Source organism: Ensifer sp. ENS09 (assembly GCF_014852425.1).
Lineage (GTDB): Bacteria > Pseudomonadota > Alphaproteobacteria > Rhizobiales > Rhizobiaceae > Ensifer.
In genome coordinates, this window is the sequence record NZ_JACVBP010000002.1 from 732,224 (window position 1) to 758,005 (window position 25,782).

At 62.6% G+C, this 25,782-nt stretch carries 19 protein-coding genes and 1 tRNA gene; 8 read left to right on the forward strand and 12 right to left on the reverse strand.

Features of this window, described 5'->3' with window-relative positions:
- Positions 1-2: 2 nt before the first annotated feature.
- The 3 genes from IB267_RS11720 to IB267_RS11730 all read right to left on the reverse strand — a co-directional run bounded on the left by IB267_RS11720 (position 3) and on the right by IB267_RS11730 (position 3,726).
- Positions 3-911, reverse strand: coding sequence for an ABC transporter permease subunit (locus IB267_RS11720; protein ID WP_034800846.1), 909 nt, complete (start codon positions 909-911; stop codon positions 3-5).
- A gap of 10 nt (positions 912-921) precedes the next feature.
- Positions 922-1,926: an ABC transporter permease subunit gene (locus tag IB267_RS11725; protein ID WP_034800844.1), complete on the reverse strand. Its 1,005-nt coding sequence runs from the start codon at positions 1,924-1,926 to the stop codon at positions 922-924.
- Between the two features lie 204 nt (positions 1,927-2,130).
- Entirely contained in the window at positions 2,131-3,726 is a 1,596-nt protein-coding gene (locus tag IB267_RS11730) for an ABC transporter substrate-binding protein (RefSeq protein ID WP_034800843.1), read from the reverse strand.
- A 647-nt stretch (positions 3,727-4,373) separates the two neighbouring features.
- On the opposite strand from IB267_RS11730, the gene IB267_RS11735 reads away from it, so the two are divergent.
- Together IB267_RS11735 and IB267_RS11740 are read left to right on the forward strand one after the other, a co-directional pair.
- Entirely contained in the window at positions 4,374-5,087 is a 714-nt protein-coding gene (locus IB267_RS11735) for a helix-turn-helix transcriptional regulator (protein WP_052201830.1), read from the forward strand.
- 76 nt (positions 5,088-5,163) lie between these two features.
- Entirely contained in the window at positions 5,164-5,553 is a 390-nt protein-coding gene (locus IB267_RS11740; protein WP_043618400.1) for a response regulator, read from the forward strand.
- Positions 5,554-5,616: 63 nt separating this feature from the next.
- Here the strand turns inward: IB267_RS11740 and rirA are convergent, their stop codons facing one another.
- Positions 5,617-6,081 (reverse strand): iron-responsive transcriptional regulator RirA, encoded by a 465-nt coding sequence (rirA, locus tag IB267_RS11745; RefSeq protein WP_034801384.1) that lies wholly within the window; start codon positions 6,079-6,081, stop codon positions 5,617-5,619.
- Positions 6,082-6,294: 213 nt separating this feature from the next.
- On the opposite strand from rirA, the gene IB267_RS11750 reads away from it, so the two are divergent.
- A complete protein-coding gene (locus tag IB267_RS11750) occupies positions 6,295-7,314 on the forward strand; it encodes a Fe(3+) ABC transporter substrate-binding protein (RefSeq protein WP_371742539.1) in 1,020 nt (339 codons plus the stop codon).
- 86 nt (positions 7,315-7,400) lie between these two features.
- Here IB267_RS11750 and IB267_RS11755 read toward each other — a convergent pair whose 3' ends face one another.
- Both IB267_RS11755 and IB267_RS11760 read right to left on the reverse strand, forming a co-directional pair.
- Positions 7,401-8,243: a M48 family metallopeptidase gene (locus tag IB267_RS11755; RefSeq protein ID WP_246810615.1), complete on the reverse strand. Its 843-nt coding sequence runs from the start codon at positions 8,241-8,243 to the stop codon at positions 7,401-7,403.
- Positions 8,244-8,477: 234 nt separating this feature from the next.
- A complete protein-coding gene (locus IB267_RS11760; protein WP_034800841.1) occupies positions 8,478-9,974 on the reverse strand; it encodes a CoA-acylating methylmalonate-semialdehyde dehydrogenase in 1,497 nt (498 codons plus the stop codon).
- Positions 9,975-10,102: 128 nt separating this feature from the next.
- On the opposite strand from IB267_RS11760, the gene IB267_RS11765 reads away from it, so the two are divergent.
- Positions 10,103-10,984: a LysR family transcriptional regulator gene (locus IB267_RS11765; RefSeq protein WP_192447769.1), complete on the forward strand. Its 882-nt coding sequence runs from the start codon at positions 10,103-10,105 to the stop codon at positions 10,982-10,984.
- A gap of 31 nt (positions 10,985-11,015) precedes the next feature.
- On the opposite strand, the gene IB267_RS11770 is transcribed toward IB267_RS11765, so the two are convergent.
- Complete coding sequence (locus IB267_RS11770) at positions 11,016-12,779, reverse strand: adenylate/guanylate cyclase domain-containing protein (protein WP_192447771.1); 1,764 nt, start codon at positions 12,777-12,779, stop codon at positions 11,016-11,018.
- A gap of 247 nt (positions 12,780-13,026) precedes the next feature.
- Between IB267_RS11770 and IB267_RS11775 the strand changes: the two genes are divergently transcribed.
- On the forward strand, positions 13,027-13,227 hold the full coding sequence (locus tag IB267_RS11775; protein ID WP_192447772.1) for a hypothetical protein: 201 nt from the start codon (positions 13,027-13,029) through the stop codon (positions 13,225-13,227).
- A gap of 49 nt (positions 13,228-13,276) precedes the next feature.
- Here IB267_RS11775 and IB267_RS11780 read toward each other — a convergent pair.
- Positions 13,277-13,353: transfer RNA gene (locus IB267_RS11780), tRNA-His, on the reverse strand.
- A gap of 188 nt (positions 13,354-13,541) precedes the next feature.
- On the reverse strand, positions 13,542-13,991 hold the full coding sequence (locus IB267_RS11785) for a phasin (protein WP_192447774.1): 450 nt from the start codon (positions 13,989-13,991) through the stop codon (positions 13,542-13,544).
- 229 nt (positions 13,992-14,220) lie between these two features.
- Between IB267_RS11785 and IB267_RS11790 the strand changes: the two genes are divergently transcribed.
- Both IB267_RS11790 and IB267_RS11795 read left to right on the forward strand, forming a co-directional pair.
- On the forward strand, positions 14,221-17,961 hold the full coding sequence (locus IB267_RS11790) for an ATP-binding protein (protein WP_192447775.1): 3,741 nt from the start codon (positions 14,221-14,223) through the stop codon (positions 17,959-17,961).
- An 89-nt stretch (positions 17,962-18,050) separates the two neighbouring features.
- Complete coding sequence (locus IB267_RS11795; protein ID WP_192447778.1) at positions 18,051-19,733, forward strand: iron ABC transporter permease; 1,683 nt, start codon at positions 18,051-18,053, stop codon at positions 19,731-19,733.
- Between the two features lie 290 nt (positions 19,734-20,023).
- On the opposite strand, the gene IB267_RS11800 is transcribed toward IB267_RS11795, so the two are convergent.
- A complete protein-coding gene (locus IB267_RS11800) occupies positions 20,024-21,976 on the reverse strand; it encodes an acetoacetate--CoA ligase (protein WP_192447780.1) in 1,953 nt (650 codons plus the stop codon).
- A gap of 186 nt (positions 21,977-22,162) precedes the next feature.
- On the opposite strand from IB267_RS11800, the gene IB267_RS11805 reads away from it, so the two are divergent.
- The gene (locus IB267_RS11805) at positions 22,163-23,980 is read left to right on the forward strand and encodes an AsmA-like C-terminal region-containing protein (RefSeq protein WP_192447782.1); all 1,818 of its coding nucleotides are present in this window, start codon (positions 22,163-22,165) and stop codon (positions 23,978-23,980) included.
- Between the two features lie 66 nt (positions 23,981-24,046).
- Here the strand turns inward: IB267_RS11805 and IB267_RS11810 are convergent, their stop codons facing one another.
- Both IB267_RS11810 and IB267_RS11815 read right to left on the reverse strand, forming a co-directional pair.
- Entirely contained in the window at positions 24,047-24,865 is an 819-nt protein-coding gene (locus IB267_RS11810) for an ABC transporter permease subunit (protein WP_192447783.1), read from the reverse strand.
- A gap of 3 nt (positions 24,866-24,868) precedes the next feature.
- Entirely contained in the window at positions 24,869-25,780 is a 912-nt protein-coding gene (locus tag IB267_RS11815; RefSeq protein WP_192447785.1) for an ABC transporter permease subunit, read from the reverse strand.
- Between the last annotated feature and the right edge of the window lie 2 nt (positions 25,781-25,782).

The window sequence follows — 25,782 nt, forward strand, 5'->3', positions numbered from 1 at the left end:
GATCAGGACCTCTTCAGCTTGGGATCGAGCGCATCGCGCAGGCCGTCACCCATCAGGTTGATCGCAAGCACGGTGATCAGGATCGCGATACCCGGAAGGGTCACCACCCACCAGTGGCTGCTGATGAACTCGCGGGCTTCGGCGAGCATCGTGCCCCATTCCGGTGTCGGAGGCTGTGCGCCCATGCCGAGGAAGCCGAGGGCCGCAGCGTCAAGGATCGCGCTCGAGAAGGAGAGCGTCGCCTGGACGATCAGCGGCGCCATGCAGTTCGGCAGGATCGTCTTGAACATCAGACGGCCATGACCGGCGCCGGCCACCTTGGCGGCGACGACATAGTCACGGGTCTTTTCGCTCATGACGGCAGCACGCGTCAGGCGCACGAAGTGCGGCTGGAAGACGAGCGCGATGGCGATCATGGCGTTGACCAGGCCCGGGCCGAGGACGGCGACCAGCACGAGGGCGAGCAGCAGCGACGGGAAGGCGAGGATGATGTCCATCACGCGCATGATGACGGTATCGACCCAGCCACGGAAGTAGCCGGCGATGACGCCAAGTGCGATGCCGCCGACGAGCGACAGGGTCGTGACGATGACACCGACGAACAGCGAGAAGCGCGTGCCGTAGATCAGGCGGGACAGCATGTCGCGGCCGACGGCATCGGTGCCGAGCAGGAATCCGGCGCGGCCGCCTTCCTGCCAGACCGGCGGAACCAGCACCGCGTCGCGGTACTGTGCCACCGGATCATGCGGTGCGACCCACGGTGCGAAGACCGCGAGCAGAACGAGGAACACGAAGAACACGAGACCGATCACGGCGCCACGGTTCTCGGAGAAGTAATACCAGAATTCGGCCAAACGCGCCCGGCGGGACGGATCGGTCGAAACGGTGCTTGTTGCAGCAGCTTGAGACATGACGCCCTCCTTAGTGCCGGATGCGCGGATTGATGAGACCGTAGAGCAGGTCGACGATGAGGTTGACCAGCATGATCACCGCGGCGATGACGAGCAGGCCGCCCTGGATGACGGCGTAGTCGCGACGCGACACCGAATCCACCATCCACTTGCCGATGCCCGGCCAGGAGAAGATCGTTTCGGTCAGGATCGCGCCGGCGAGCATGACGCCCACCTGCAGGCCGATGGTGGTGACCACCGGGATCATCGCATTGCGTAGCGCATGGACGCCGACGACCCGGAAGGTCGAAAGGCCCTTGGCACGTGCCGTGCGCACGTAGTCTTCGGAGAGAACTTCAAGCATCGCCGAGCGCGTCTGGCGCGCGATGACCGCAAGCGGAATAGTTCCGAGCACGATCGTCGGCAGGATCAGGTGGCTGACGGCCGACTTGAAGGCGCCGGCCTGGCCGGACAGGAGCGAGTCGATCAGCATGAAGCCGGTGACCGGCGGGAAGAAGTACATCAGCGAGATGCGGCCGGAGACCGGCGTCCACTGCAACATGCCGGAAACGAGCATGATGAGCAGCAGGCCCCACCAGAAGATCGGCATCGAAAAGCCGACGAGTGCCGTGCCCATCATCGCCTGGTCGACGGCCGAGCCGCGCTTGATCGCAGCAATCACGCCGGCCGGAATGCCGAGAATGACCGCAAACAGGATCGCGCAAAGCGAAAGCTCGACGGTTGCCGGGAACAGTTCGAAGAACTGGTCGATGACCGGCTTCTTGGTGACGATCGAGGTGCCGAAGTCACCCTGGAGCACGCCCCAGAGATAATCGAGATATTGCACCACGATCGGCCGGTCGAAGCCGAGTGCGTGTGAGATTTCCGCATGTCGCTCCGGCGACATGACGCGCTCGCCCGAAAGCAGCGCGACCGGATCGCCCGGGAGCAGGCGGATGAAGGAGAAGGCGATGATGGAGACACCGACGAAGGTCGGTATCAGGACAGCCAATCGCCCCAAGAGAAATCGGAACATGTTAAACCCCGCGCCATGTTGCCGCGGCATTGTATCCCGCCGCTGGCACCACCGCATGCTTTCCCACTTAGCGGCCAAGCATACAGCAAGTCGAAATGCCACAGCGACCTTTTGCGCTCCAGCAGGAACTCGGGGTCGCTATAGTGGATGCAAAGAGGGGCGTTTGCCCTTGGCAAACGCCCCCTTAAGGATCAGTTAACTAAATTACTCGGTGATGTCCACGCCGTCGAAGGCAAAATCACCAAGCGGGCTCTGAACGAAGCCCTCGACGTTCTTGCGCATCGGCACGACCGAGAGCGAGTGGTCGATCGTTGCCCACGGCGCTTCGCGCTTGAAGACGACCTGCGCCTCTTCGTAGAGCTTGGTGCGCTCTGCCGGATCCGAGGTTTCCTTCGCCTTCTTCACGAGAGCGTCGAATTCCTGGTTGCACCACTGTGCACGGTTGTTGCCGCCGACAGCGTTGCAGCCGAGAAGCGTGTCGAGGAAGTTGTCCGGATCGCCGTTGTCGCCGGTCCAGCCGAGGATGACGGCACCGTCACGATCCTTCGCCTTGGACTTGTCGAGGTATTCGGCCCACTCGTAGGAGACGATCTCGACCTTGACGCCGATCTTGGCGAAGTCCGACTGCATCAGTTCAGCTGCGCGACGGGCGTTCAGCATGTACGGACGCGAAACCGGCATTGCCCAGAGCTTCATCGACAGGTCCTTGACGCCTGCGTCTTCAAGCATCTTCTTGGCGACTTCCGGCTCGTAGGTGTCGTCTTCGATCTTGTCGTTGTACGACCACATCGTCGGCGGGATCGGGTTGACGGCCGGCTGGGCAGCGCCCTGGAAGACGGCATCGACGATCGCCTGCTTGTTGATCGCCTTGTTCAGCGCCTTGCGGACTTCCGGCTTGTCGAACGGAGCCTGCGTGGTGTTGTAGGCGAGGTAGGAGACGTTGAGGCCGGCCTGTTCCATGACCTTCAGGTTCGGGTCGGCCTTCATCTTCGAAACGTCGGCAGCGTTCGGGAACGGCATCAGGTGGCATTCGCCAGCCTGGAGCTTCTGGAAACGAACCGAAGCGTCAGAGGTGATCGCGAAGACGAGGTCGTCGATCTTCTGCTTGCCACCCCAGTAGTCCGGGTTTGCCTTGTAGCGGATGACGGCATCCTGCTGGTAGGCAACGAAAGCGAACGGACCGGTGCCGAGCGGCATCTGGTTCATCTGCTCCATCTTGCCGTCAGCCTGCAGCTTGTCGGCGTATTCCTTCGACAGGATCGAAGCAAACGGCATCGCGATGTTGGCGAGGAACGGAGCTTCCTTGCGCGTCAGGGTGAACTTGACGGTCAGGTCGTCGACCTTTTCAACCGACTTGATGACTTCCGGGAAGCCCATGCCGGCTGCGTATTCCCACGAAGCGCCAGCAATGTACTTGTTCCACGGGTTGTCAGCCTTCAGCTGGCGCTCATAGGAGAACACCACGTCGTCGGCAGTGAAGTCACGCGACGGCGTAAAGAACTCGGTGGTCTGGAACTTGACGCCCGGACGCAGCTTGAAGGTGTAGACCAGACCGTCGTCGGAGATCGTCCAGCTTTCGGCGAGGCCCGGCTCAACTTCGGTCGTGCCCTTCTTGAACTCGAGCAGGCGGTTGTAAACCGTGTGCGCAGCCGCGTCGAAGGTCGTGCCGGCGGTGTACAGGCCCGGGTCAAAACCCTCTGGCGAACCTTCCGAGCAATAGACGAACGTCTTCGACCAGGCGGAGCCGGCCATCAGCGTGGCAAGCGCCGTCGCTGCAAACAGAGTAGTGAGCTTTTTCATGAGCTTTGCTTCCCAGATTTGTTTTTGTTCTCGTGTTTTCCTGACGCGGAATGCCGTTGCCCCCCGGTCAAGGCCGGATGGAACGACATTTGGCGTCGCATTGCAATAAGTCGCCGCAGAAATTTGTCTATGCGAAAAATTCGTCCGCAGGTAGAGCCGGGATATTCGTCCACTGTTTTAGAATCGACTGACAAAACAGTGCGCTGCAGCACCGAAACTCCATGGCGTTTTGGCCGCTTTCGCAGGGTCTGCGGCCCGCCCTGCCCGCCCGTCAGCGGCGCGATGCCGACCCGCGGCAGCCGCCTGCGTTCCTCGGCGAATGCGCGATGGAGAAAGCCGTGGTGATTGGCCGCGCGGACATGCGATTCGGCTTCGACAGCTTTCCGTCAATCCCAAGATACTATGGTAGAAATCCCGAACGGGATTGTGCAATAAAATGTATACAAAACTCGGGGGAGACATTCGACGTGCCCAGACGTCCTTGGGAGGGACCGGCAGCTGCCTTTTATTGCTTTCAGTCGTTCGGCAGGCTTGCCGAGGGTCGGGCATGACGCTGCCTGCCCGCAATACCGGCAACGCACTTTGCCGATTGATCGCTGCGGCGCGCGGGATAAACTGCCGCGCGACGATAAGGGGATAGCCAGTCCGTGGCGGCTTTGCTGGAAAATCACAGGCGATACGACCTTCGCGACGAGCTAGAGAAGGCGCTGAACCGCGTCGATTTCTTCCGCATTTTTCATACGATGGCATTGCGCTTCGGCTTCAGCCATTTCGGCATCCTGCAGCTTGGCAACGAGAACGACGCCTGCATGCTGTCCACCCGCCTGGTGCTGCACGACCTGCCCTCCGGGCTTGCGGAAGAATACGACAAGCGCCATCGCTTCGGCGACTCCGTGTTCTACAAGACACTGCACCGCTCGGCGATCTCGTCGGTCTGGCGGGCGGACGACCCCGGCTGCGACGCTGGGCAGAATCTGCTGGTGCAGCTCGGCTTCGAACTGCTCGTCAGCGTGCCGGTGCACGCAGCCTCGACTGGTGCACGCTACGCCGTGCTCTTTCTCGGAGACGGGGAAGATATCGGCCGGGCCGAGCATGTCGCGCTCGCCTATGACGCGATCGCCGCCTTCGACTATTTCTATCGCATCGCGCTTGCCAACAAGGCCGGGATGGGACTGACGCCGCGCGAAACCGAAATCCTCAAATGGATCTCGCACGGCAAGACGGCAAGCGAGATCGCGCTCATCGTTTCGGTGTCGGAGCACACGGTGAACTCACACACCGCAACGATCCTGAAGAAACTCGACGTCGTCAATCGCACCCAGATGGTGGCGAAGGCAATCCGAGAGCAGATCATCCAGTAGCAGCCGATGCGTGGCCGCGTTTCGCACCGCCACGCCCAACGAACGGGACGCCCGCCATCAGCAAGGGTATTCGGTCATGACGCGAAAAGCACACATCCTGCTCGTTGACGACGACCCGGCAGAAAACCTGATCCTGCGCGCGCTCATCCGCAAGGTGAGCAGCATCGACATCGAGCTGCACTACTGCCAGACGATGGACGATGCGCTTGAATTCCTGCGCTCCGGCAAACCGGTGTCGATGATCCTGCTCGACAACCGCCTGCGGCCGCAGCTCGATTTCCGCGAGACGGTCCCAGCCCTCCGGCACCAGGGCTATATCGGCCCGATCGGTGTGATCTCAGCTTCGCTCGCCGATGCCTATTTTCAGAATCTGGAGGATTACGGTGCCGATTTCCGCATCGACAAGGCTGAAATCGACCCGACTGCGATCGACTTCATATTGCGGGAATATCTACCGCAGGAATAACACCCGGCGGCACTTCAGCCGCCGGGCCATGCCGCGCGATGTGCGCGGCGGTGTTCGGAGATATCAGGCAGCCGAGGTCTGCGGACGCTTGGTTTCTTCCAGGCCAAGCAGGAAGTTGATCTGAGGGCGGGCCTTGACGAGGTCGTCGATCGTGTAGCCCTGCAGCACTTCGAAGAAGGCGTTCAGCGCCTTGCGCAGCGCCGAGTTCAGGCCGCAGCTGTCGACGAGCGGGCATTCGATCTCACCCGCTTCGAAGCACTCCGCCATCGCGAAACTGTCTTCCGTCACCTTGACGACGTCGAACAGCGTGATCGCCGAGGCAGGCTTCGGCAGGCGTACGCCGCCGTTGCGGCCACGCACGGTTTCAACGAGGCCGGCCTTGGTCAGCGGCTGCAAGATCTTGAAGAGAAACAACTCGGAAACGCCATAGGCCCTGGCGATTTCGGGAATGCGGCTGAGCTTTTCCCCGTTGGCGGCGCAGTACATCAACATGCGAACCGCGTAGTTCGTTTGCTTCGTCAGACGCATCATTCACTCCGGCATCGAGAGGTTCACGAACTCATCATATAGGACGGATCGTAGTTTGGAACAATTCCAAAAAGCCAGAAAAGTCACTTCTTGTTGAGCGTTTACGGTTTCCTGATTGACTGATTGCGGCGCCCCGGTCAGAAAGATGAGGAATTTTGTTAACTTAGCGCAAACGAGAAAATGGAGGAAGCGATGTCCGTTTCAAGAGCATCGATGGGCGTCCTGTCCCTGACGGCAACCCTGCTGGCAACGAGCGCCGCCTGGGCCGATGGTGAAGTCAATATCTACTCGTACCGGCAGCCCGACCTGATCAAGCCGCTGCTCGACGCCTTCACCAAGGAAACCGGCATCACCACCAATGTGCTCTTCCTCGACAAGGGTCTCGTCGAGCGCATCCAGGCCGAAGGCGCCAACTCGCCGGCCGACGTGATCCTGACCGTCGACATCAGCCGCCTGACCGAGGCGAAGGATGCGGGCGTCACCCAGCCTGTTGCCAACGAGACGATCAACAAGGACATCCCGGCGCATTTCCGCGATCCTGAGGGCAACTGGTTCGGCCTCACCACCCGCGGCCGCGTCGTCTATGCTTCCAAGGAGCGCGTCGCGCAGGACGACATCACCTATGAAGAGCTTGCCGACCCCAAGTGGAAGGGCAAGATCTGCACCCGCGACGGCCAGCACTCCTACAACATCGGCCTCTTCGCCTCGATGATCGCCCACCATGGCGAAGCCGAGACCGAGAAGTGGCTGACCGGCCTGAAGAACAACCTCGCCAAGAAGCCTGACGGCGGCGACCGCGACCAGGCCAAGGCGATTCTCGCCGGCGAATGCGACCTGGCACTCGGCAACACCTACTATGTCGGTCTGATGATGACCAACGAAAAGGAGCCGGAACAGAAGGATTGGGCAGCGGCCATCAAGGTGCTCTTCCCGAACGCCAAGGACCGCGGCACGCACGTCAACATTTCGGGCATGGCGCTCGCCAAGAACTCCCCGAACAAGGACAACGCGCTGAAGCTGATGGAATTCCTGTCGGAAGGCGAAGCCCAGAAGATCTACGCCGAGCAGGTGTTCGAATATCCGGTTCTGCCGGGCGCCGAGCCGTCTGACGTCGTCAAGTCCTTCGGCACGATCAAGCCGGACGACCTGCCGCTTGCCGACATCGCGGCGAACCGCAAGAAGGCTTCCGAACTGGTCGACAAGGTCGGCTACAACGACGGTCCGCAGGACTGATCACAGACAAGTTGCAAGACAGAAACAGCGGGCCATCGGCCCGCTGTTTTCGTTTCGGGAATAGCGAGACGACACGTCCAGCAGGCTCACTGCGCCTTGGCGCGCAACTCCGCCGCATAGTCGAGGATCGCCTTGCGCCGCTCCGGCGTCCCTGGATGCGTCGACAGGATGCTGGTTTCGCCATGATCGTCGAGCTTTTCCTCGATCAGATCGAAAAAGCGGGCAATCGCCACCGGATCCCTGCCCGCCTTCTGCATCAGCTCCACCGAATGCCTGTCGGCCGCACTTTCCGCCCCGCGCGAATAGGAAAGCGAAAGAAGGCCGGCGCCCTGCACCAGCAAATCTTCAGTTCCAGACCCGATATCGCCGCCGATCATCATGATGAGGCCGGCAACGCCGGCGGCGCGATAGATCTGGCGCAGACTGTGTTCCAGTTCGACGTGGCCGATCTCATGCGCCAGCACGCCGACAGTCACTTCCGTATCGTCGCCGGCAAGCTCGATGAGTTCGTCGGTGACCACCAGCGTGCCGTCCGGGAGCGCAAAGGCGTTCGGCCCGATAATCCGGCCTGTGCGAAAGTTGAGCGTGTAACCGGCTTGGCCCCGGATGGAGAGGGCGGCTATCGCATTGAACCCTTCGCGGATTCTCTCCTGGCGTTCGGTGCATAGCTTGGTCTTGTCGAATACAGTTCGGTCCATCGCCTCGATGGTACTCGCTGACATGATCTTCGGCACGACTGGCGGCGTCACCAGCACCGCGATCTCGACGAGCGCCGGCACCGCGTAACGGTAGACGGCCCAGCCGGAAAGTATCGTGGCAGCGACGACGGCAATCAGCTGAGGACGAAAGCGTTCGAGGTGATGAATGAAGCCATGGCCAACCTCGCGTGTCGGCGCTGCTTGAAACGACGTCGCTTCAGCCACAACCATGATGGTCCCCTCCGTCCATCCGTTGTGCATCGGACACGCCGCAAAAGCGTTCCAACAGCACAGGATCAAACAGAATTCGCCTGGTGCGCCCCCGCCCGCCAGGCTGCCGTTGAAGCAGCGGTCCGTTCACGGCCCTTGCCCACGGTTCGCAAATTAGTTGTGTCGTATCGCCGAATGCAACAAAAAAGGGCCTCCCGAAGGAGGCCCCGAAGCGGGAGGATCTTTATCCCGTTGTTACTTCATCGTCGGCATGACGAACTCGGCACCGTCCTTGATGCCCGAGGGCCAACGCTCGGTGATGGTCTTGGTGCGGGTCCAGAACTTGATCGAGTCCGGGCCGTGCTGGTTGAGGTCGCCGAAGGACGAGGACTTCCAGCCGCCGAACGAGTGGTAGGCGAGCGGAACCGGGATCGGAACGTTGACGCCGACCATGCCGATGTTGATGCGCGACGCGAAATCGCGGGCCGCATCACCATCGCGGGTGTAGATCGCGACGCCGTTGCCGTATTCGTGCTTCATCGGCAGATCGAGGGCTTCCTCGTAGGTCTTGGCGCGGACGACCGAGAGAACCGGGCCGAAGATTTCGGTCTTGTAGATGTCCATGTCCGGGGTGACGTTGTCGAACAGGCAGCCGCCGATGAAGTGGCCTTGCTCGTAGCCCTGGAGCTTGAAGTCGCGGCCGTCGACCACGAGCTTGGCGCCCTGCTCGACACCGCTGTCGATCAGGCTGCGGATACGCTGTTCGGCTTCCTTGGTGACGACAGGGCCCATATCGGCCTTCTCGTCGGTGTAGGGGCCGATGCGCAGGCTTTCGACCATCGGCGTCAGCTTGCTGATCAGGCGGTTGGCGGTTTCCTCACCGACCGGAACGGCAACCGAGATCGCCATGCAGCGCTCGCCGGCCGAGCCGTAGCCGGCGCCCATCAGGGCGTTCGCGGCCTGGTCGAGATCAGCGTCGGGCATGATGATCATGTGGTTCTTTGCGCCGCCGAAGCACTGGGCGCGCTTGCCGTTCATGGCCGCCGTGCCATAGACGTAGCGGGCGATCGGGGTCGAGCCGACGAAGGAGACGGCGGCGATATCCGGATGCGTCAGGATCGCGTCGACCGCACCCTTGTCGCCGTTGACGACGTTGAGGATGCCTGCCGGCAGACCGGCCTCGATCATCAGTTCGGCAAGGCGGATCGGAACGGACGGATCACGCTCGGACGGCTTCAGGATGAAGGCGTTGCCGCAGGCGATGGCCGGGGCGAACATCCACATCGGGATCATGGCCGGAAAGTTGAACGGGGTGATGCCGGCGCCGATGCCGACGGCCTGGCGGATCGAGTACATATCGATGCCGGGGCCAGCGCCTTCGGTGAACTCGCTCTTCTGCAGATGCGGAATGCCGATGACGAATTCGCAGACTTCGAGACCGCGGATGAGGTCACCCTTGGCGTCTTCGATCGTCTTGCCGTGCTCGCGCGACAGGATCTCGGCGAGCTCGTTCATGTTGGCGTTCAGAAGTTCGACGAACTTCATGAAGACGCGGGCGCGGCGCTGCGGGTTGGTGGCCGCCCACTTCGGCTGTGCTGCCTTGGCGCTTTCGACCGCTGCCGAAAGTTCCGCGTCGCTTGCGAGCGCCACGGTGCCCTGCACTTCGCCGGTTGCCGGGTTGAAGATGTTGCTGACGCGACCGCTCTTACCGGCAACGCGCTTGCCATCAATGAAATGACCGAGTTCGTACATGAATGGTTTCCTCCAGATCTTGATTGTGGCGGCATGATCGCACTACGATTTCAACAAATCAATTTCCGATATTCAGCAACCGTTGTGCAAAAACTAAAGCCCAACGACCGCAACCGGGGCTCAACACCATGAACTGGGACGATGTCAGAATGTTTTTGGCCGTGGCGCGGACCGGACAGATCCTGGCCGCATCCAAGCGGTTGGGCGTCAACCATGCCACGCTCAGCCGGAGGGTGACTGCGCTGGAAGAGGCGATGAAAACGCGGCTCCTGGTGCGCCGGCCGAACGGCTGCGAGCTGACCGCCGAGGGTGAAATCTTCCTCAGTGCTGCCGAGCGGATGGAGACAGAGATGCTGGCAGCGCAGTCGCAGATCGGCCGGATCGATACGGCGATCGCCGGCACGGTGCGGATCGGCGCGCCCGACGGCTTCGGCGTCTCTTTCCTCGCCCCTCGGCTCGGCCGGCTGACGGCGCGCTATCCGGAACTGAAGCTGCAGCTGGTGCCGGTGCCTCGGTCCTTCTCGCTGTCGCAGCGCGAGGCCGATATCGCGATCACCATCGAGCGGCCGGAACAGGGCCGGCTCGTTTCTTCGAAACTCACCGACTATACGCTCGGCCTCTACGCCTCGGCCGACTACCTCGAAAGACACGGTACGCCGCAGACGATCGACGACCTGAGGGGACACCGCCGCATCGGCTACGTCGAGGACCTGATCTTCACGCCGTCGCTGAATTTTTCCGCTGAGATCATGCGCAGCTGGGACGCGTCCTTCGAGATATCCAGCGCCACCGGCCAGACGGAGGCGGTGCGCTCCAGCGCCGGTATCGGCATTCTGCACAACTACATTGCCCGCCATGCGCCGGAGCTGAAACGCATCCTGCCGGAAACGACCATCCGCCGCGCCTACTGGACCACCTATCATGAGAGCGCCCGCGATCTCGTACGCGTGCGCACCGTCGTCGCCTTCCTGCAGGAACTGGTGACCGCGGAGCACCAGATCTTCATATGAAGCGCTCCGGTGCCCAACGTCGGCGCCGCAGCTACAGCGAAATCCCGGCCTCCCGTAGGCCGTCGATCAGCCGCGGAATAACGGCCGGATCCTGGTAGGGCATGGCCCGCTTGAAGTGGTCGATGGAAAAGTCCGGATTGACCTCGAAAACCTCGTGCCAATAGCGCCGCGCTTCCTCATGACGTCCGGTACGACCGTAGAGACAGGCGAGATAGAAGCGCGTCATGTCCGAACGCGGCGCCAAGGCCAGGCGCCGCTTGAAGGCGATCTCGGCTTCATCGAAGCGGCCGAGATTGAGCAAGGTCCGGCCAAGGAAATGCAGCGCCAGGTCGAACTGCGGATCGAGCCTGTGGGCGCGGGTGTAGAAGGGCAAGGCCTCCTCGAACTGGCCGAGAAAATCCCTGATCGTGCCAAGCTGCGTGTGGCCGCCGGCGGAGTTCGGGTCGAGTTCGATCGTGCGCTGGGCAGCCCGCTCGGCCTCGTCGAAGCGGCGCTTCCAGCAGAGCGCTATCGCGAGCGCGTGGTGGCCGTGAGGTTCATGCTCGTCGGTCTCGACGGCTTTCTGCGCAAGCTTGAGAGCGCGCTCGATATTGTCGACGGTGCCACCGTTCCACCGATTGATGTAGTCGGTCATCGCGATGATCGCGAGCGACGCGTAGGCTGCGGCAAGCTCCGGGTCGATGACGATCGCCCGTTCGAGCATGCTGCGCGCTTCCGCAGATGACACCGCGTCGAACCGCAGGATCGCCTGGCGCGACCGCACGAGCAGATCGTAGGCCTCCGGGTCGACCTTGCCGCGCCCCTCGCGTCGCTCCGTTTCGCCAGCCGTCAGCTTCACCTTGAGCGCCGTCACGATGGTGCGCGTTACCTCGTCCTGGACTTCAAAGATATCCTCGATGCCGCGATCGTAGCGCTCGGCCCAGAGATGGCCTCCGGTGGTTCCGTCGATCATCTGGGCGTTGATGCGAATGCGGTTGGCGGCGCGGCGCACGCTGCCTTCGAGCACGTAGCGAACGCCGAGATCGCGGCTGACCTGACGGATATCGGCCGACTTGCCCTTGTAGGCGAAGGAGGAGTTGCGGGCGATGACGAAGAGACCCGATACCTTCGAGAGATCCGTGATAATGTCCTCGGTAATGCCGTCGGCGAAATAGCCCTGCTCCGGATCGCCGGACATGTTGTCGAAGGGCAGCACGGCGATCGACGGTCGGCTCGGAAGTTGCGGTGGGGCCTCGGCGGCGACCCTAATCGGCGCGTCGGCATATTCGTCCGGCGACCAGCTCCAGATATGCACCGGCCGCTCGATGTTCTTGACCTCGTGATGGCCGCTGTCGACGAAATCAAGCTCAATGCGGCCGTGCACATATTCGTGCACTCCATCGGAAATCGCCACGCCGCCGGGCCTGGCGAGCGCTTCGATCCGGGCGGCGACATTGACGCCGTCGCCGTAGAGATCGCTGTCGGCGACCATGATGTCGCCCATGTTGATGCCGACGCGCAGCACGATCTGCTGATCATGAGGCACGTCCGCATTGGCTAAGAACATCGCCCGCTGCAAGGCGGCGGCGCATTCGACCGCGTTGACGGCGCTCGAAAACTCCACGAGCACGCCATCGCCCGTGCGCTTGAACACCCGGCCCTGGTGGGTTTCGACGAGCGGTTCCAGCACTTGGCTCCACCGCGCCATCAATTGTGTGTAGGTGGTCTTCTCGTCTCGCTCCATCAGCCGGCTGTAGCCGACGACATCGGCAGCCAGGATGGCGGCAAGCCGCCGTGTGATGGATTCTTTGGCCATGGATTGCGACGCCTTACTGGGAATCCTCTTGGCTAAATTTTACCGGCGGATGGGTCCCGTGTCTATTCGAACCGGATCCGCCCAGCGCCCAAATACTAGCCCGAATTGGGTATCGCGACGACAGGAACCCGGCGCGCTGGTCCGACGTTGCTTTCACAGGGAAGAGAGCTGCTTGCTCAAGGCGATGGCTCCCACACGCCGGTCGCAGTCGGCACGCGCTCCCGCTTCGACAAAGGAGTATGGAAGGATGCTTGTGTCCATTCCGGGCCGGCCGATCCTGCCGGGTGAACTCACCAAGATCGACGATGTCTTCAAGGAAGCGCTGCGCGAGCGAGAACTTTCGCGCCAGTCGGCAGAGGCAACGGCGCTCGCTGCCCGGCTCATCGAACTTTATCAGAACGGCGTCCAAGATATCGTGGCGCTAAGAGCCCTGGCCAAGCTGTTCTGACCAAGCAAGGCGCCCTGCAAGTCTCTATACCGGTGGAACAGGGAAGAAATGGTACGGTTGGTGGGAATCGAACCTACGACCTCAGGTGCCACAAACCTGCGCTCTAACCAACTGAGCTACAACCGCACATAAAGCGACATCAGTCGCTTGGCGGCTCACATACGGAGACTTCCGTCGCTTTGCAAGCCTTAACTTGAGATTATCCTGGAAAAAATCCGGATGGCAAGCCATCCGGATTCTTGGATTTCGGCGCAGTGGCAGAATTGGGCGACAGCAATCTGTCGCCGTTGTTCAGCCGGCGCGGTAGGCTGAGTTCAGACGTTCTTGAAGGACGACATCGCCTTTTCAGCGGCGTCCTTGCCCGGCTTGGCGACGTTTTCGGCAACCTTCTTGGTCGCTTCCTGCATCGACTTCGCCTGCTCGACGGCGAGCTCGGCCTGCTTGCGGACAAAGCTCGTCTGCAGTTCGACGAATTCCGAGAGCGACTTCACGCCGAGCAGCGCTTCCATGTGCGACAGCGAATTTTCAGCATTGGTGCGCAGCGCGTCGATGGCCTTGAGACCGAGTTCGACGGAGCCGGTCTGGGCGCTTTCGAGCGTTGCTTCGACGGTCTTCGTTGCCTCTTCGGCAGCGGTCTTCATCTTGGCATAGGCTTCCTTCGACTGGACGGCACCCTTTTCCGCGAAGTCGCGGAAGCTGTCGGTGAACTTCGCCGGGTCGAAAGAGGAAAGGGAAAATACGTCGTCGGTCTTCTTGGTAGCCATGAAAGCGCTCCTTGGTGTCTGGCCCTCTTCAGAGGCGCCGTTGATTGATGCGCATTATATAAACTACTTGCTTGTGCATTGCAATAAAATTGTGCAGTGCACAAAATCCGGAGAATTAACCTTTCGCGCCGAAAGCCGTGACGAAGCTCCGGCCCTCGCTGGACCCTTGCGGGCCTGCCGGGTATTAATAGAGTGTTAACCCGCAAGCGATCCGTCAATAGGCCCCCTTATGCCCGCGAGACAGTATCCCTTCATCGATATCGCCGTGCATGCGCGGGTGCGGGAGCATTTTGCCCGCGGCGACGCGGCGATCCTGTTTTCGCGGGACTTCGCACGCATTCTCTGGGCCAACGACCAGGGCGCGGCCTTTTTCGGAGCTGGGTCGATCTATGATTTCATCGATGCAGGACCGGACCAGGGCGACCTGTCGCTGCGTCAGCTCAAGGCCGCGGGAGCGCAGCTCGTGCGCGCCGGCGACCGGCGCCAGCTTTCGATCCGCAAGTTCTCGGGCTTCCGCGGCACGCCGCTCAACGTGAGCGTGGAGATGATCCGCGTGCGCCCGGACGAGGACGCCGTACTCTTTACCGCACCGCATTCCGGCGCGCCGTTGACGCTTGAGGATCGCGCTGCACGCATGATCGCCGGCCTCGATGGGCCGGACACCCACATGGCCGTCCTCGACGGCAACGGCGGCATCATCGCGCACTCGCCGGGCTTCATCGATCTCGGCATGTCGGACGAGACGCGCAAGCAGCTCGTCGACGCCGTCGGCCGGGACCACGACTGGCTGATCAAGCGCCCGGTCGCAACGCGGAAAGGGCACCTGCCGGCCGCGGTCGGCAAGATCGCCGACGAGCCGTCGCTGCACCTGCTCTTTGCTGTCGAGACCATTCTCGGCACGCTCGATCCGGACGAAGAGACTGAGGCTGCGCAAGCCTTGCCGATCCTGCCGCCGGCCGGGGAACTGGAGCCGACCGCAGAGACACCGGTCCCCATTACAGCGGTTCCGGAGGCAACGGTTCCTGAGGAGGCGGCGCCAGAGGCAGCGGACACCGTCGAACCGGCCGAAGCGCTGGATGAAAGCGCTGCACCAGCCGAAGACACTGCCCTGGCCGACGCATTCGAACAGGCGGTGCCTGTCGAAGCGGATGCCGCGCAGGACGATGGCGACCTTGAGAACGCAGACGTCGACGTCGCTACAGACCAGGTCGTTCTGCCGGAAGAACCGGAGGCGATTGCCGCAACAGATCCGCAGGCGGTTGCGGCCGCGGATGCGGACACTACGGCGCAGGACGTGGAGCCAACGGAAGAGGAAGGCAAGCAGGCTCCTGCGGTCGCGACCGACGTGACCGCGGCCGAGACGCCGGCCGCCGATGAAATCCGGTTGACGGAAGAGGTCGCTCGCGAGGACGAGACGGTCGAGGCAGCCCAGACCGCCCCGTCCGAACAGGCCGACTTTGCGTTCGTGCCCGGCGCCCGTGCGGTGCGCTTCGTCTGGAAGATCGACGCCGAAGGCCGCTTCAGCGAGATCTCCGAGGAATTCGCCACCGCCGTCGGCCCGCGCGCCGCCGATGTGATCGGCACCACCTTCAATGAAGTGGCGGCACGCTACGGCCTCGATCCTGACCAGAAGATCGGCGCGCTGCTGCAGCGCCGCGACACCTGGTCGGGCAAGACGATTTTCTGGCCCGTGCAGGGCACGAGCCTCAAGGTTCCGGTCGACCTGGCGGCGCTGCCCACCTACTCGCGCTCTCGCGAATTCGACGGCTTCCGCGGTTTCGGCATCGTGCGCCTTGCCGATGCCGTGGAAGACGAAGACGCCAACGGCCTCACATTCGACGCCGCAACGGACATGGCGGAGGAACCGGACGCGGAAGCGACGTTGCCGGAAGACTACGCGCATCTTCCAGCTACCGGCTCCGAGATCGAGGAACGGTCCTCGGACGAGGCGCAGGTCGTTGAACAGCCCTCGTTAGAAGCGGAAGCCGAGCCTGCCGCAACGGTGCAGGATCACGACGCGAACGAAGACCAGGCCCTCTCCACCAGTGTGGATGAGGCAGAGCCGGTCCACGCGGCCGAAGTCGCCTCCGATGAACACGACGCGGCACTTGAGGATCCCTTCCAGGGAGAGCGCCCTGCCCTACAGCTGGTCGATACGACCGAGCCTCCAGCCTCCGACAAGATCGTCGAACTCGAGAAACATCGCGCCGCAACCGCGCTGACGCGTGGCGAACAGGCCGCGTTCCGCGAAATTGCTCGGCAACTGGGCGAGCATTTCGGCAAGCCGACGGAAGCCGCGCCGGTCGAGGAAAGCGACGCGCCGGCCGATGCGAACACCCCCTTGCCGGTGGACGCGCACGAAACCATTTCGTCCTCGACGCCAGAGGCAGAAGAGCAGCCTGGCGCGGAAGAAACCGAAGCGAAGACCGACGACGGCGTCGCCGAGGACAAACAGGCGAACGTGGATCCCCAGCCGCAAGCGGCCGATATCGGCCTAAGCGGCGAGATCCTCGACAGCCTGCCGATCGGCATGCTCGTGCATCGCGGTGAAGAACTGCTGCACGCCAATCCGGAATTCCTGCGGCTCACCGCCTATGGCGACCTCGACGACTTCGTCCAGGAAGGCGGCCTCGACGCGCTTTTTGCCAACGGCGAAGAGGCGACCGACCAGGAACCCGACGGCACGATGATGCTGATCCGCAAGGACGGCCAGATGCGTCCGGTCACCGCACGCCTGCACACGATCCGCTGGGACGGCCGGAGCGCGCTGATGCTGGCGCTGACGCCGGCAGCCGCGAACATGCCATCGAGCAAGCTCGACCAGGCCATCTCCGATGACGACGTCGATCGCCTGAAGACGGAAATCGACGAGCTGAAGTCGATCCTCGAAACCGCGACCGACGGCGTTGTCGTTCTCGGCCATGACGGCGACATCCGCTCGATGAACCGCTCGGCAAGCGCGCTCTTCAACTATGACGAGGGCGAGATCCGCGGCAAACCTTTCGCCGCGCTCTTCGCCCACGAAAGCCAGAAGGCAGTGATCGACTACCTGCACGGGCTTTCCGGCCACGGTGTCGCGAGTGTTCTGAACGACGGACGCGAGGTGATCGGCCGGGAAGCGAACGGCGGCTTCATTCCGCTGTTCATGACCATCGGGCGGCTTTCGGCCTCCAACGGCTTTTGCGCCGTCATCCGCGACATCACCCAGTGGAAGCGCACGGAAGAGGAACTCCGCAACGCCAAGCGCGCGGCCGAAACGGCCAATGCCCACAAGACCGAGTTCCTCGCCCGCGTCAGCCACGAGATCCGCACGCCGCTCAACGCGATCATCGGCTTTTCCGACATGATGGCGAGCGAGCATTTCGGCCCGGTCGGCCACCCGCGCTACATCGAATATGCCGGCGACATCGGCCGCTCCGGTCGCCATGTGCTCGATATCGTCAACGATCTGCTCGACATCTCGAAGATCGAGGCCGGCGAAATGGAGCTCGACTTCGGCGCCGTGGAGATCAATGACGCCGTATCGGAAGCCGTGTCGCTGGTTCAGCCGCAGGCCAACAGCCAGCGCGTCATCATCCGCACCTCGCTGTCGGCGGCCGTGCCCAACGTCGTTGCCGACGGCCGGTCGATCAAGCAGATCGCGCTCAACATTCTGGCGAACGCCATCCGCTTCACGCCCTCGGGCGGCCAGATCGTGGTATCGACCTCCTACGAGGCCAATGGCAGCGTCATGCTGAGGATCCGCGACACCGGCGTCGGCATGACCCGCGGTGAACTGGACCAGGCGATGAAGCCGTTCCGACAGGTGACGACAGGCGCGCGCAAGCGCGGCGACGGCACCGGGCTCGGCCTGCCTCTGACCAAGGCGATGGCAGAGGCGAACCGCGCCCACTTCTCGATCACCTCGGCGCCGAACGAGGGAACGCTGGTGGAAATTTCCTTCCCGTCACAACGCGTCTTGGCGAACTGAGGCCGGATGCTATAAGGAAATGTTGACTCGTGGTGGCCAGTTTGGCCGCCACTGGCCACGTCCTGCCGTTATGCCGCGGAATCGATCGATTGCAGTCCACATCTCAGAGCATCAAGCGCCGCCATGCGCGTGCCGGAACCGGTCTTTCGCATCCCCTGCTGGCGACCTGGGCCGGATTGACATCACTCATCGTGCTGATGCCAATCATCGCGATAGCCTGGCTGGCGATCTCGGGCGGCGGCGGCGACTGGCCGCATCTGATGCAGAACGTCATTCCGCGCGCCACCGGGCGCACGCTGCTCTTGATCTCGCTGACGGGCGCTGCAACCGCCTTCATCGGCATTCTCACCGCCTGGCTCGTTGCAAGCTGCGAGTTTCCGCTGCGGCGCTTCCTGTCGGCCGCTCTGGTGTTGCCGCTGGCGATCCCAGCCTATCTCGCGGCCTATGCATTCGGCGAGCTTTTCACTTTTACCGGGCCAGTGCAGGGGTTGATCCGCCTGGTCTTCGGCTTCAAGACCAGCCGTGACTACTGGTTTCCGGATATCCGCTCGCTCGGCGGCGCCGTGTTGGTGCTGAGCTCGGTTCTCTATCCCTATATCTATCTCGCCTGCCGCTCGATGTTCCTGATGCAGGGGCGCGCCGCCGCCGATGTCGCGCGCACGCTCGGTGCCGGGCCGCTGAAGGTGTTCTTCCGCATCCAGATCCCGATGGCCCGCCCGGCCATCATGATCGGCCTGACGCTGGTGGCGATGGAAACGCTGAACGACATCGGCGCGGTCGAATTCCTCGGCGTGCAGACGCTGACCTTCTCGATCTTCGACACCTGGCTCAACCGCGGCAGCCTCGCGGGCGCTGCACAAATCGCCTGCATCATGCTGGTCTTCGTCATTGGCCTGATGATGATCGAGCGGGCCGCACGGCGGCGCCAGCGCTTCTCCAGCCAGAAGACGACATCCGCCGTCCACGACGCCGCCCGGCTCGTGCTGTCCGGCTGGAAGAAGTGGGCCGCCACGGTCGCCTGCCTGCTGCCGGTGCTTTCAGGCTTTGCCGTTCCCGTGCTGATCCTCGGCAATTTTGCGCTCAAGCGCATCGACCAGTTCATCGAGCCGCGGCTGCTCAACGCGCTCTTTCATAGCATCCTCGTCTCGGGCGCCACCGCAACGGTTACCGTTCTGCTCGGGTTCGTGCTCGCCTATGCGGCGCGCACGGGACATTCGCGGGTGAGCGACATCGCCGGACGCCTCGCCTCCTTCGGCTATGGCGTGCCAGGCACCGTTCTTGCGATCGGCGTGCTCTTCCCGCTGGCCGCTCTCGACAACATCATCGATGCCGGCATGCGCGATACGTTCGGTGTTTCCACTGGGCTGATGATGACCGGCACCGGCTTTGCGATCATCTACGCCTGCAGCGTGCGCTTCCTCACCATGGCCGAGGGTTCGCTCGAAGCCGGTTTCCAGAAGCTTTCGCCGCATCTCGACATGGCAGCGCGCGCGCTCGGCCGCACCGGCGGCCAGACCCTGCGCACCGTCCTTCTGCCGATGATGCGCCCGGCGGTACTGACCGCCGCGCTCCTCGTCTTCATCGAGACGATGAAGGAGCTTTCTGCGACGATCATGCTCAGGCCCTTCAACTTCAACACGCTGGCGACACTCGTCTATGAGGACGCGTCCCGGGCCAAGGTCGAAGATGCTTCAGTCGCCGCGATGATCATCGTCGTCGCCGGCATGATCCCGGTCATCCTCGTGTCGCGGTCGCTTGAGCGCCGCTCCTGAGCCTCGTTCAGCAAGGCCCGAGCAGACGAGAAACACATAAAAAAAAGGTGGCTGGGAGGCCACCTCGATAGTTGAATGCTAAACCAACAATCGCTCGAGAAGTAACGACGTCATGTCTGCGACGGCATCTCTGCCGAACGCCGATGCAACATCGATCGGCCTCAAGTTGGCATGACCATGCGCCCCCAATCCTTAACAAGACCTTACCCGCCGGATCCGCAATTTTAGGGATTTTTCAGCAAGTCTGAAGCCTTGGTTAATTCCAACGACGCGAATCCGTTAACGTGCCCTCAATTTTTAAGGGCATCCAGTCCTGCATAAAGATCGAGCGCTTCCGGGTTGGCGAGCGCCTCCTTGTTCTTCACCGGACGGCCATGCACGACATCGCGGACGGCAAGCTCGACGATCTTGCCGGACTTCGTGCGCGGGATATCGGCGACCGCGATCACCTTTGCCGGCACATGGCGCGGCGAGGCGCCGACGCGGATGCGGTTCTTGATCGCCTTGGTCAGGTCGTCGGTCAGGGCAACGCCGGCGGCGAGACGAACGAAGAGAACGACGCGCACGTCGTCTTCCCAGTCCTGCCCGATGCAGAGCGCCTCTGCGACCTCTTCCATCTGCTCGACCTGATTGTATATCTCCGCCGTGCCGATGCGCACCCCGCCGGGGTTCAAGGTTGCGTCCGAGCGCCCGTGGATGATGATGCCGCCATGCTCTGTCCATTCGGCGAAGTCGCCATGGCACCAGACATTGTCGAAACGCTCGAAATAGGCGGCGCGATACTTGGCACCTTCAGGGTCGTTCCAGAACATCACCGGCATCGACGGGAAGGCCTTGGTGCAGACGAGTTCCCCCTTCTCACCGCGCACCGATTGCCCTGCGTCGTTCCAGACGTCGATCGCGAGACCAAGACCCGGCCCCTGGATTTCGCCGCGCCAGACCGGCTTCAGCGGGTTGCCGAGGACGAAGCAGGAAACGATGTCGGTACCGCCCGAGATCGAGGCAAGCTGAACGTCCGACTTGATGCCCTCGTAGACGAAGGAGAAGCCTTCCGGCGACAGCGGCGAACCGGTCGAGGTCAATAGCCGAAGGGTGGAGAGATTATGCGTGTTGGCCGGGACGAAGCCGCCCTTGCGCACGGCGTCGATGTATTTCGCCGAGGTGCCGAACACCGCGAACTTCTCGGCCGCGGCATAGTCGAAGAGCACGTTGCCGTCGGGATAGAAGGGCGAGCCGTCGAACAGGCAGAGGGTGGCGCCGACGGCCAGGCCCGACACCAGCCAGTTCCACATCATCCAGCCGCAGGTGGTGAAATAGAAGAGCTTTTCGCCGCGACGAAGGCCGCAGTGGAAACGATGCTCCTTAAGGTGCTGCAGAAGCGTGCCGCCTGCCGAATGCACGATGCATTTGGGAACGCCCGTCGTGCCTGAGGAAAACAGCACATAGAGCGGATGGCAGAAAGGCAAGCGTTCGAAGGTCAGGGTTGCTGCCGCAAACGGTGCGATGAAATCGTCGAGCGTCGCGCCACCCTCGATCGAGGCCGCGAGTGCCGCGCTGTCGCCGGCATAGGGAACGATCAGCGCCGGCACGCCAAGGGCCTTGGAGACCGCGCGAACCTTGGCGTCGACGTCCTGGCGCTTGCCATTGTACCAATAGCCGTCGCAGGTGATGAACAGCTTCGGCGTGATCTGGCCGAAACGATCGAGAACGCCCTGCTCGCCGAAATCGGGAGAACAGGACGACCAGATCGCGCCGATCGAGGCGGTCGCCAACATCAAGGCGATGGTCTCGGGCATGTTCGGCATCATCGCTGCAACGCGGTCGCCGGGGCCGATACCTTCAGCCTTCAGCGCCTGCTGCAGGCGCGATACCAGCGCGCGAAGTTCATCCCACGAGAGGCGATAGTCGATCTTGTCTTCACCGCGGAAGACGAGCGCGTCGCCGTCGCCGGTCTCGCGAAGAAGGTTCTCGGCAAAGTTCAGCTTCGCCTCCGGGAAGAAGCGCGCATCGAGCATGCGGTCGCCGTTGACGAGGGCTGTCGCGCCGCGTTCGCCGATGACGCCGCAGTGTTCCCAGACCGCGGTCCAAAAGTCGCCGCGCTCGGCCACCGACCAGGCGTGAAAAGCATCATAATCCGCAAAGGTTCTGCCGAAGCGTTTGCTGCTCCAGGCGATGAATTCGGCCATGGGGCTATGCGCAAGGATTTCCGGACCCGGAACCCACAACGGCTGCTCTGCGTGCATGCTTTCCTCCACTCCTGCTCCATGCCCTCTATACCATGCTGCATCGCAAAATAAACAGCACCGGCAAGCGCCTCGTCATCGCGTGGACGACATTTACCTGTCTGTTGCCTGTCCGTCGCATTTGATTTCTGGAGACCGAAGGCCTATCCAAGCTCACGTGACCCAAGCGACGGCGACCAGGCGGACATGAGACGTAAATTTCTGCATATGATGCGCGACGTACGCCTGTTGTCGCGGCTGCGGCGCCGCCATTTCCTGTGGCCGGCCGCAATCGGCGTCGGGCTTGCAGCCGGCTACAACGCCGTCCTGCCTCTGCTGATTTCAACCACGAACGTGCGTCCGACCGTAGAGCACATGCTGGATGCCTGGTCCGGGGGCAAAAGCCGGATCGCCGGCAATCCCGAGATCAGCTTCTGGCCGGAACCAACGCTGACGCTCCGCTCGGCGACGATCGAAACGACGGACGGATCGTCCCGCAAGCTCGCGCATATCGGCAGCATAACCGCGACGTTCAGCCTGTTCTCGGCGATCGACGGCACGCCGGCGCTGCACGATGTCCGGCTGGTCGAGCCGGTCGTGACGCTCGAGCGGCGCACGGACGGCACACTCAACTGGCAGCGGCCGCACTGGCTGAATACACCGGACGTGCAGGCCGCCGACAAGGATACGCCGTTCGGCGACATCACGGTCGAAAACGGTCGCCTGCAGATCATCGACCTCGTCACCAACCAGACGCGGGAATTTTCCGGCATATCCGGAACAGTCTCCTGGCCGTCGTTCACCAAGCAGCTCAGCGCCCGGCTTTCCGGCACCCTTGCCGGACAGGTGGTGGCCTGGACGCTCGAATGCAACGAACCGCTGATGCTGCTGACCGGCCGCAACGCGGCGCTGAAGACGTCGCTATCCTCGGCGGCGCTCAATCTCTCGTTCGAGGGCAACGGCAATCTCTCCCAGACACCGGCCGTCGCGGGACGGCTGCAGGTTTCGACGGCCTCGCTGCAGGCCCTTGCCGCCTGGTACAGGGGCAAGGCGGCAGGCACCCTGCCGGACACCGGCTTCAGCCTGAGTGCCAACGTCACCAGCGCCAAGGCCTCGCTGAAGCTCGACGAACTTCACCTGACGCTCGGCGGCGCCAACGCGACCGGCATCCTCGACATCTCCACGCCGATCGACGATACCCACCGCGTCGAAGGCACGCTCGCCTTCGACCGCATCGATCTCAACGGACTTCAGCCGTTCATCGACCCGCTGGAGCCGGACGAACTCAGGCAACAACTCGGCGATGCATTCATGCGCAGCTGGCGTGCCGATGTGCGGCTGTCGGCGCAGGAGGCACTGGTCGGCCCGCTGCGGCTCGAAGACCTCGCCGCCGGGGTCATCCTCGATCACGGGCGCGCCTCCGTCAACGTCGCCGACAGCACCTATGCCAATGGCCGGCTCAGCGGGCGGCTCGCCGCTTCGGAAGAGGGTCTGGCCGGCGGCGGCAGGCTGGAACTGGTGCTGAAAAATGCCGACCTTGCTGCAGCCCTTGCAGACTTCGGCTTCACCGGCCCGGTCCCAACCGGCCGGGGCAATGTCAATCTGGATCTTACGACGCAACACCCGTTCTGGCGCACGCAGGTGGCCGAGGCTTCCGGCCGCATCAGGCTTTCACTTGCCAATGGCAGCCTCACCGGCTTCGACACAAATGCCTTTGCGAACCTTGTGCGGGCCGGCGAATTCTTTTCGCTGTCGCAGGCGAGCGACGGCGACTTCGCCTTCCAGACGGCAGACATCGAAGCCAGCTTCGAGGAAGGATCGGCGCGGCTGAACCGGGCGCTCTTTGCCGGCCAGACCGGCAATCTCTCGGTCAACGGCGTCATTCCCTATCGCAGCGGCAGCCTGGCGCTTGCCGGCACCTACATCGACACGCTGAACGCCGGGCAAAGGCTGCGTTTCTTCGTCGGCGGTTCCTGGCCGAATGCGGTGATCTCGCCCCTGTCGGTTCTCGGCGAACCCAACTGAAAACGGCCGGTGTCAGGGACGCCGGCCGTTGGTTTCATAAACCGGCCTTGGCGAAGGCTCAGCGGATCAGGACTGGGCGAAGGCGGCCCGCTCGTCCCGCTCGCGTTGCGCCTCGCGCTGCTTGGTAACAATCGAGGCAACCACCACGCCGATCGCGACCACGCCAATGAGGATGGTGCAGATCGCGTTGATTTCCGGCGTCACGCCCAGCCGCACCTGGCTGTAGATCTTCATCGGCAGCGTCGTGGCGCCCGGTCCCGTGGTGAAGCTCGAGATCACCAGATCGTCCAGCGACAGCGTGAAGGCGAGAACCCAGCCGGAAAACACCGCGGGCGCGATGACCGGAAGGGTGATCGAGAAGAAGGTTGTCACCGGCGTGGCGCCGAGATCGAGAGCCGCCTCTTCGATCGACCGGTCGAAGCTGAGCAAGCGCGACTGCACCACCACGGCAACGAAGCACATGGTGAAGGTGATGTGCGCCAGCGTGATCGTCCAGAAGCCGCGGTCGAGACCGATGGCAACGAACAGCAACAGCAACGACAGGCCGGTGATCACCTCGGGCATGACGAGCGGCGCATAGACCATGCCGGAAAACAGCATGCGGCCACGGAAGCGGGTGTAACGGACGAGCGCCAAAGCCGCGAGCGTACCGAGCACGGTGGCGAAGGTCGCCGAGATCAGCGCGACGCGGATCGTCACCCAGGCGGCATCGAGCAGCGCCTGGTTGTGCCAGAGCTGCGCGTACCACTTGGTCGAAAAGCCGGCCCAGACGGTGACAAGCTTCGATTCATTGAAGGAGAAGATCACCAGAAGCACGATCGGCAGGTAAAGGAAGCCGAAGCCGAGCACGATCGAGGCGATGTTGAAACGTGACCAGTTGCCCATGTCCTACCTCCCCTCGCTGTCGGCTTTGGCCTGGGCGTTCTGGAAGTAGACGATCGGTAGCACCAGGATCAGAAGCAGGATCGTCGCCACGGCCGAGGAAACCGGCCAGTCGCGGTTGGCGTTGAATTCGTTCCAGAGCGTCTTGCCGATCATCAACGTCTCCGAACCGCCGAGCAGGTCGGGGATAACGAATTCGCCGACGGCGGGGATGAAGACCAGCAGGCAGCCGGCGACGACGCCCGCCAGCGACATCGGGAATGTCACGCGCCAGAAGGCGGTAAACGGCGTGCAGCCGAGGTCGAGTGCCGCCTCCGTCAGGGTGTGATCCATCCTCTCGAGCGACGAATAGATCGGCAGCACCATGAACGGCAGATAGGAATAGACGATGCCGATGTAGATCGCCCAATTGGTGTTGAGGATGATCAGCGGCTGGTCGATGACGTTGATGCTCAGCAGGAACTGGTTGAGCAACCCTTCGGGCTTCAGGATCGCGATCCAGGCGTAGACGCGGATCAGGAAGCTCGTCCAGAACGGCAGGATCACGAGCATCAGCAGCGTCGGGCGAATGGTCTTCGGCGCCTTCGCCATGCCGTAGGCGACCGGATAGGCGATCAGCAGCGTCAGCACGGTCGAAACCGCCGCGATGATGACGCTCGACACATAGGCGTTGAAGTAGAGGACATCCTCCGTCAGCCAGACGTAGTTGTCGAACGAGAACTCTTTCGCCTTTTCAAGGATGCCGGACAAGCCACCGAACAGATCGAAGACCGGCGTATAGGGCGGCATCGCCACCGCCGTCTGCGACAGCGAGATGCGGAAGACGATGAAGAACGGGATCAGAAAGAAAAACAGCAGCCAGGCATAGGGGATGATGATGACGAGGCGGCTGAAAAGAGCGGATGCGACACGGGTCATGG

What these genes read in the sequence shown, in the direction of transcription:
- IB267_RS11740 (WP_043618400.1), top strand. Translation starts at nt 5,164, where the DNA reads ATGACGCGAAAAGCACACATCCTGCTCGTTGACGACGACCCGGCAGAA.
- IB267_RS11775 (WP_192447772.1), top strand. Translation starts at nt 13,027, where the DNA reads ATGCTTGTGTCCATTCCGGGCCGGCCGATCCTGCCGGGTGAACTCACC.
- IB267_RS11800 (WP_192447780.1), bottom strand. Translation starts at nt 21,976, where the DNA reads ATGCACGCAGAGCAGCCGTTGTGGGTTCCGGGTCCGGAAATCCTTGCG.
- IB267_RS11785 (WP_192447774.1), bottom strand. Translation starts at nt 13,991, where the DNA reads ATGGCTACCAAGAAGACCGACGACGTATTTTCCCTTTCCTCTTTCGAC.
- IB267_RS11750 (WP_371742539.1), top strand. Translation starts at nt 6,295, where the DNA reads ATGGGCGTCCTGTCCCTGACGGCAACCCTGCTGGCAACGAGCGCCGCC.
- IB267_RS11805 (WP_192447782.1), top strand. Translation starts at nt 22,163, where the DNA reads ATGAGACGTAAATTTCTGCATATGATGCGCGACGTACGCCTGTTGTCG.
- IB267_RS11755 (WP_246810615.1), bottom strand. Translation starts at nt 8,243, where the DNA reads ATGGTTGTGGCTGAAGCGACGTCGTTTCAAGCAGCGCCGACACGCGAG.
- IB267_RS11760 (WP_034800841.1), bottom strand. Translation starts at nt 9,974, where the DNA reads ATGTACGAACTCGGTCATTTCATTGATGGCAAGCGCGTTGCCGGTAAG.
- rirA (WP_034801384.1), bottom strand. Translation starts at nt 6,081, where the DNA reads ATGCGTCTGACGAAGCAAACGAACTACGCGGTTCGCATGTTGATGTAC.
- IB267_RS11815 (WP_192447785.1), bottom strand. Translation starts at nt 25,780, where the DNA reads ATGACCCGTGTCGCATCCGCTCTTTTCAGCCGCCTCGTCATCATCATC.
- IB267_RS11765 (WP_192447769.1), top strand. Translation starts at nt 10,103, where the DNA reads ATGAACTGGGACGATGTCAGAATGTTTTTGGCCGTGGCGCGGACCGGA.
- IB267_RS11810 (WP_192447783.1), bottom strand. Translation starts at nt 24,865, where the DNA reads ATGGGCAACTGGTCACGTTTCAACATCGCCTCGATCGTGCTCGGCTTC.
- IB267_RS11790 (WP_192447775.1), top strand. Translation starts at nt 14,221, where the DNA reads ATGCCCGCGAGACAGTATCCCTTCATCGATATCGCCGTGCATGCGCGG.
- IB267_RS11725 (WP_034800844.1), bottom strand. Translation starts at nt 1,926, where the DNA reads ATGTTCCGATTTCTCTTGGGGCGATTGGCTGTCCTGATACCGACCTTC.
- IB267_RS11730 (WP_034800843.1), bottom strand. Translation starts at nt 3,726, where the DNA reads ATGAAAAAGCTCACTACTCTGTTTGCAGCGACGGCGCTTGCCACGCTG.
- IB267_RS11720 (WP_034800846.1), bottom strand. Translation starts at nt 911, where the DNA reads ATGTCTCAAGCTGCTGCAACAAGCACCGTTTCGACCGATCCGTCCCGC.
- IB267_RS11770 (WP_192447771.1), bottom strand. Translation starts at nt 12,779, where the DNA reads ATGGCCAAAGAATCCATCACACGGCGGCTTGCCGCCATCCTGGCTGCC.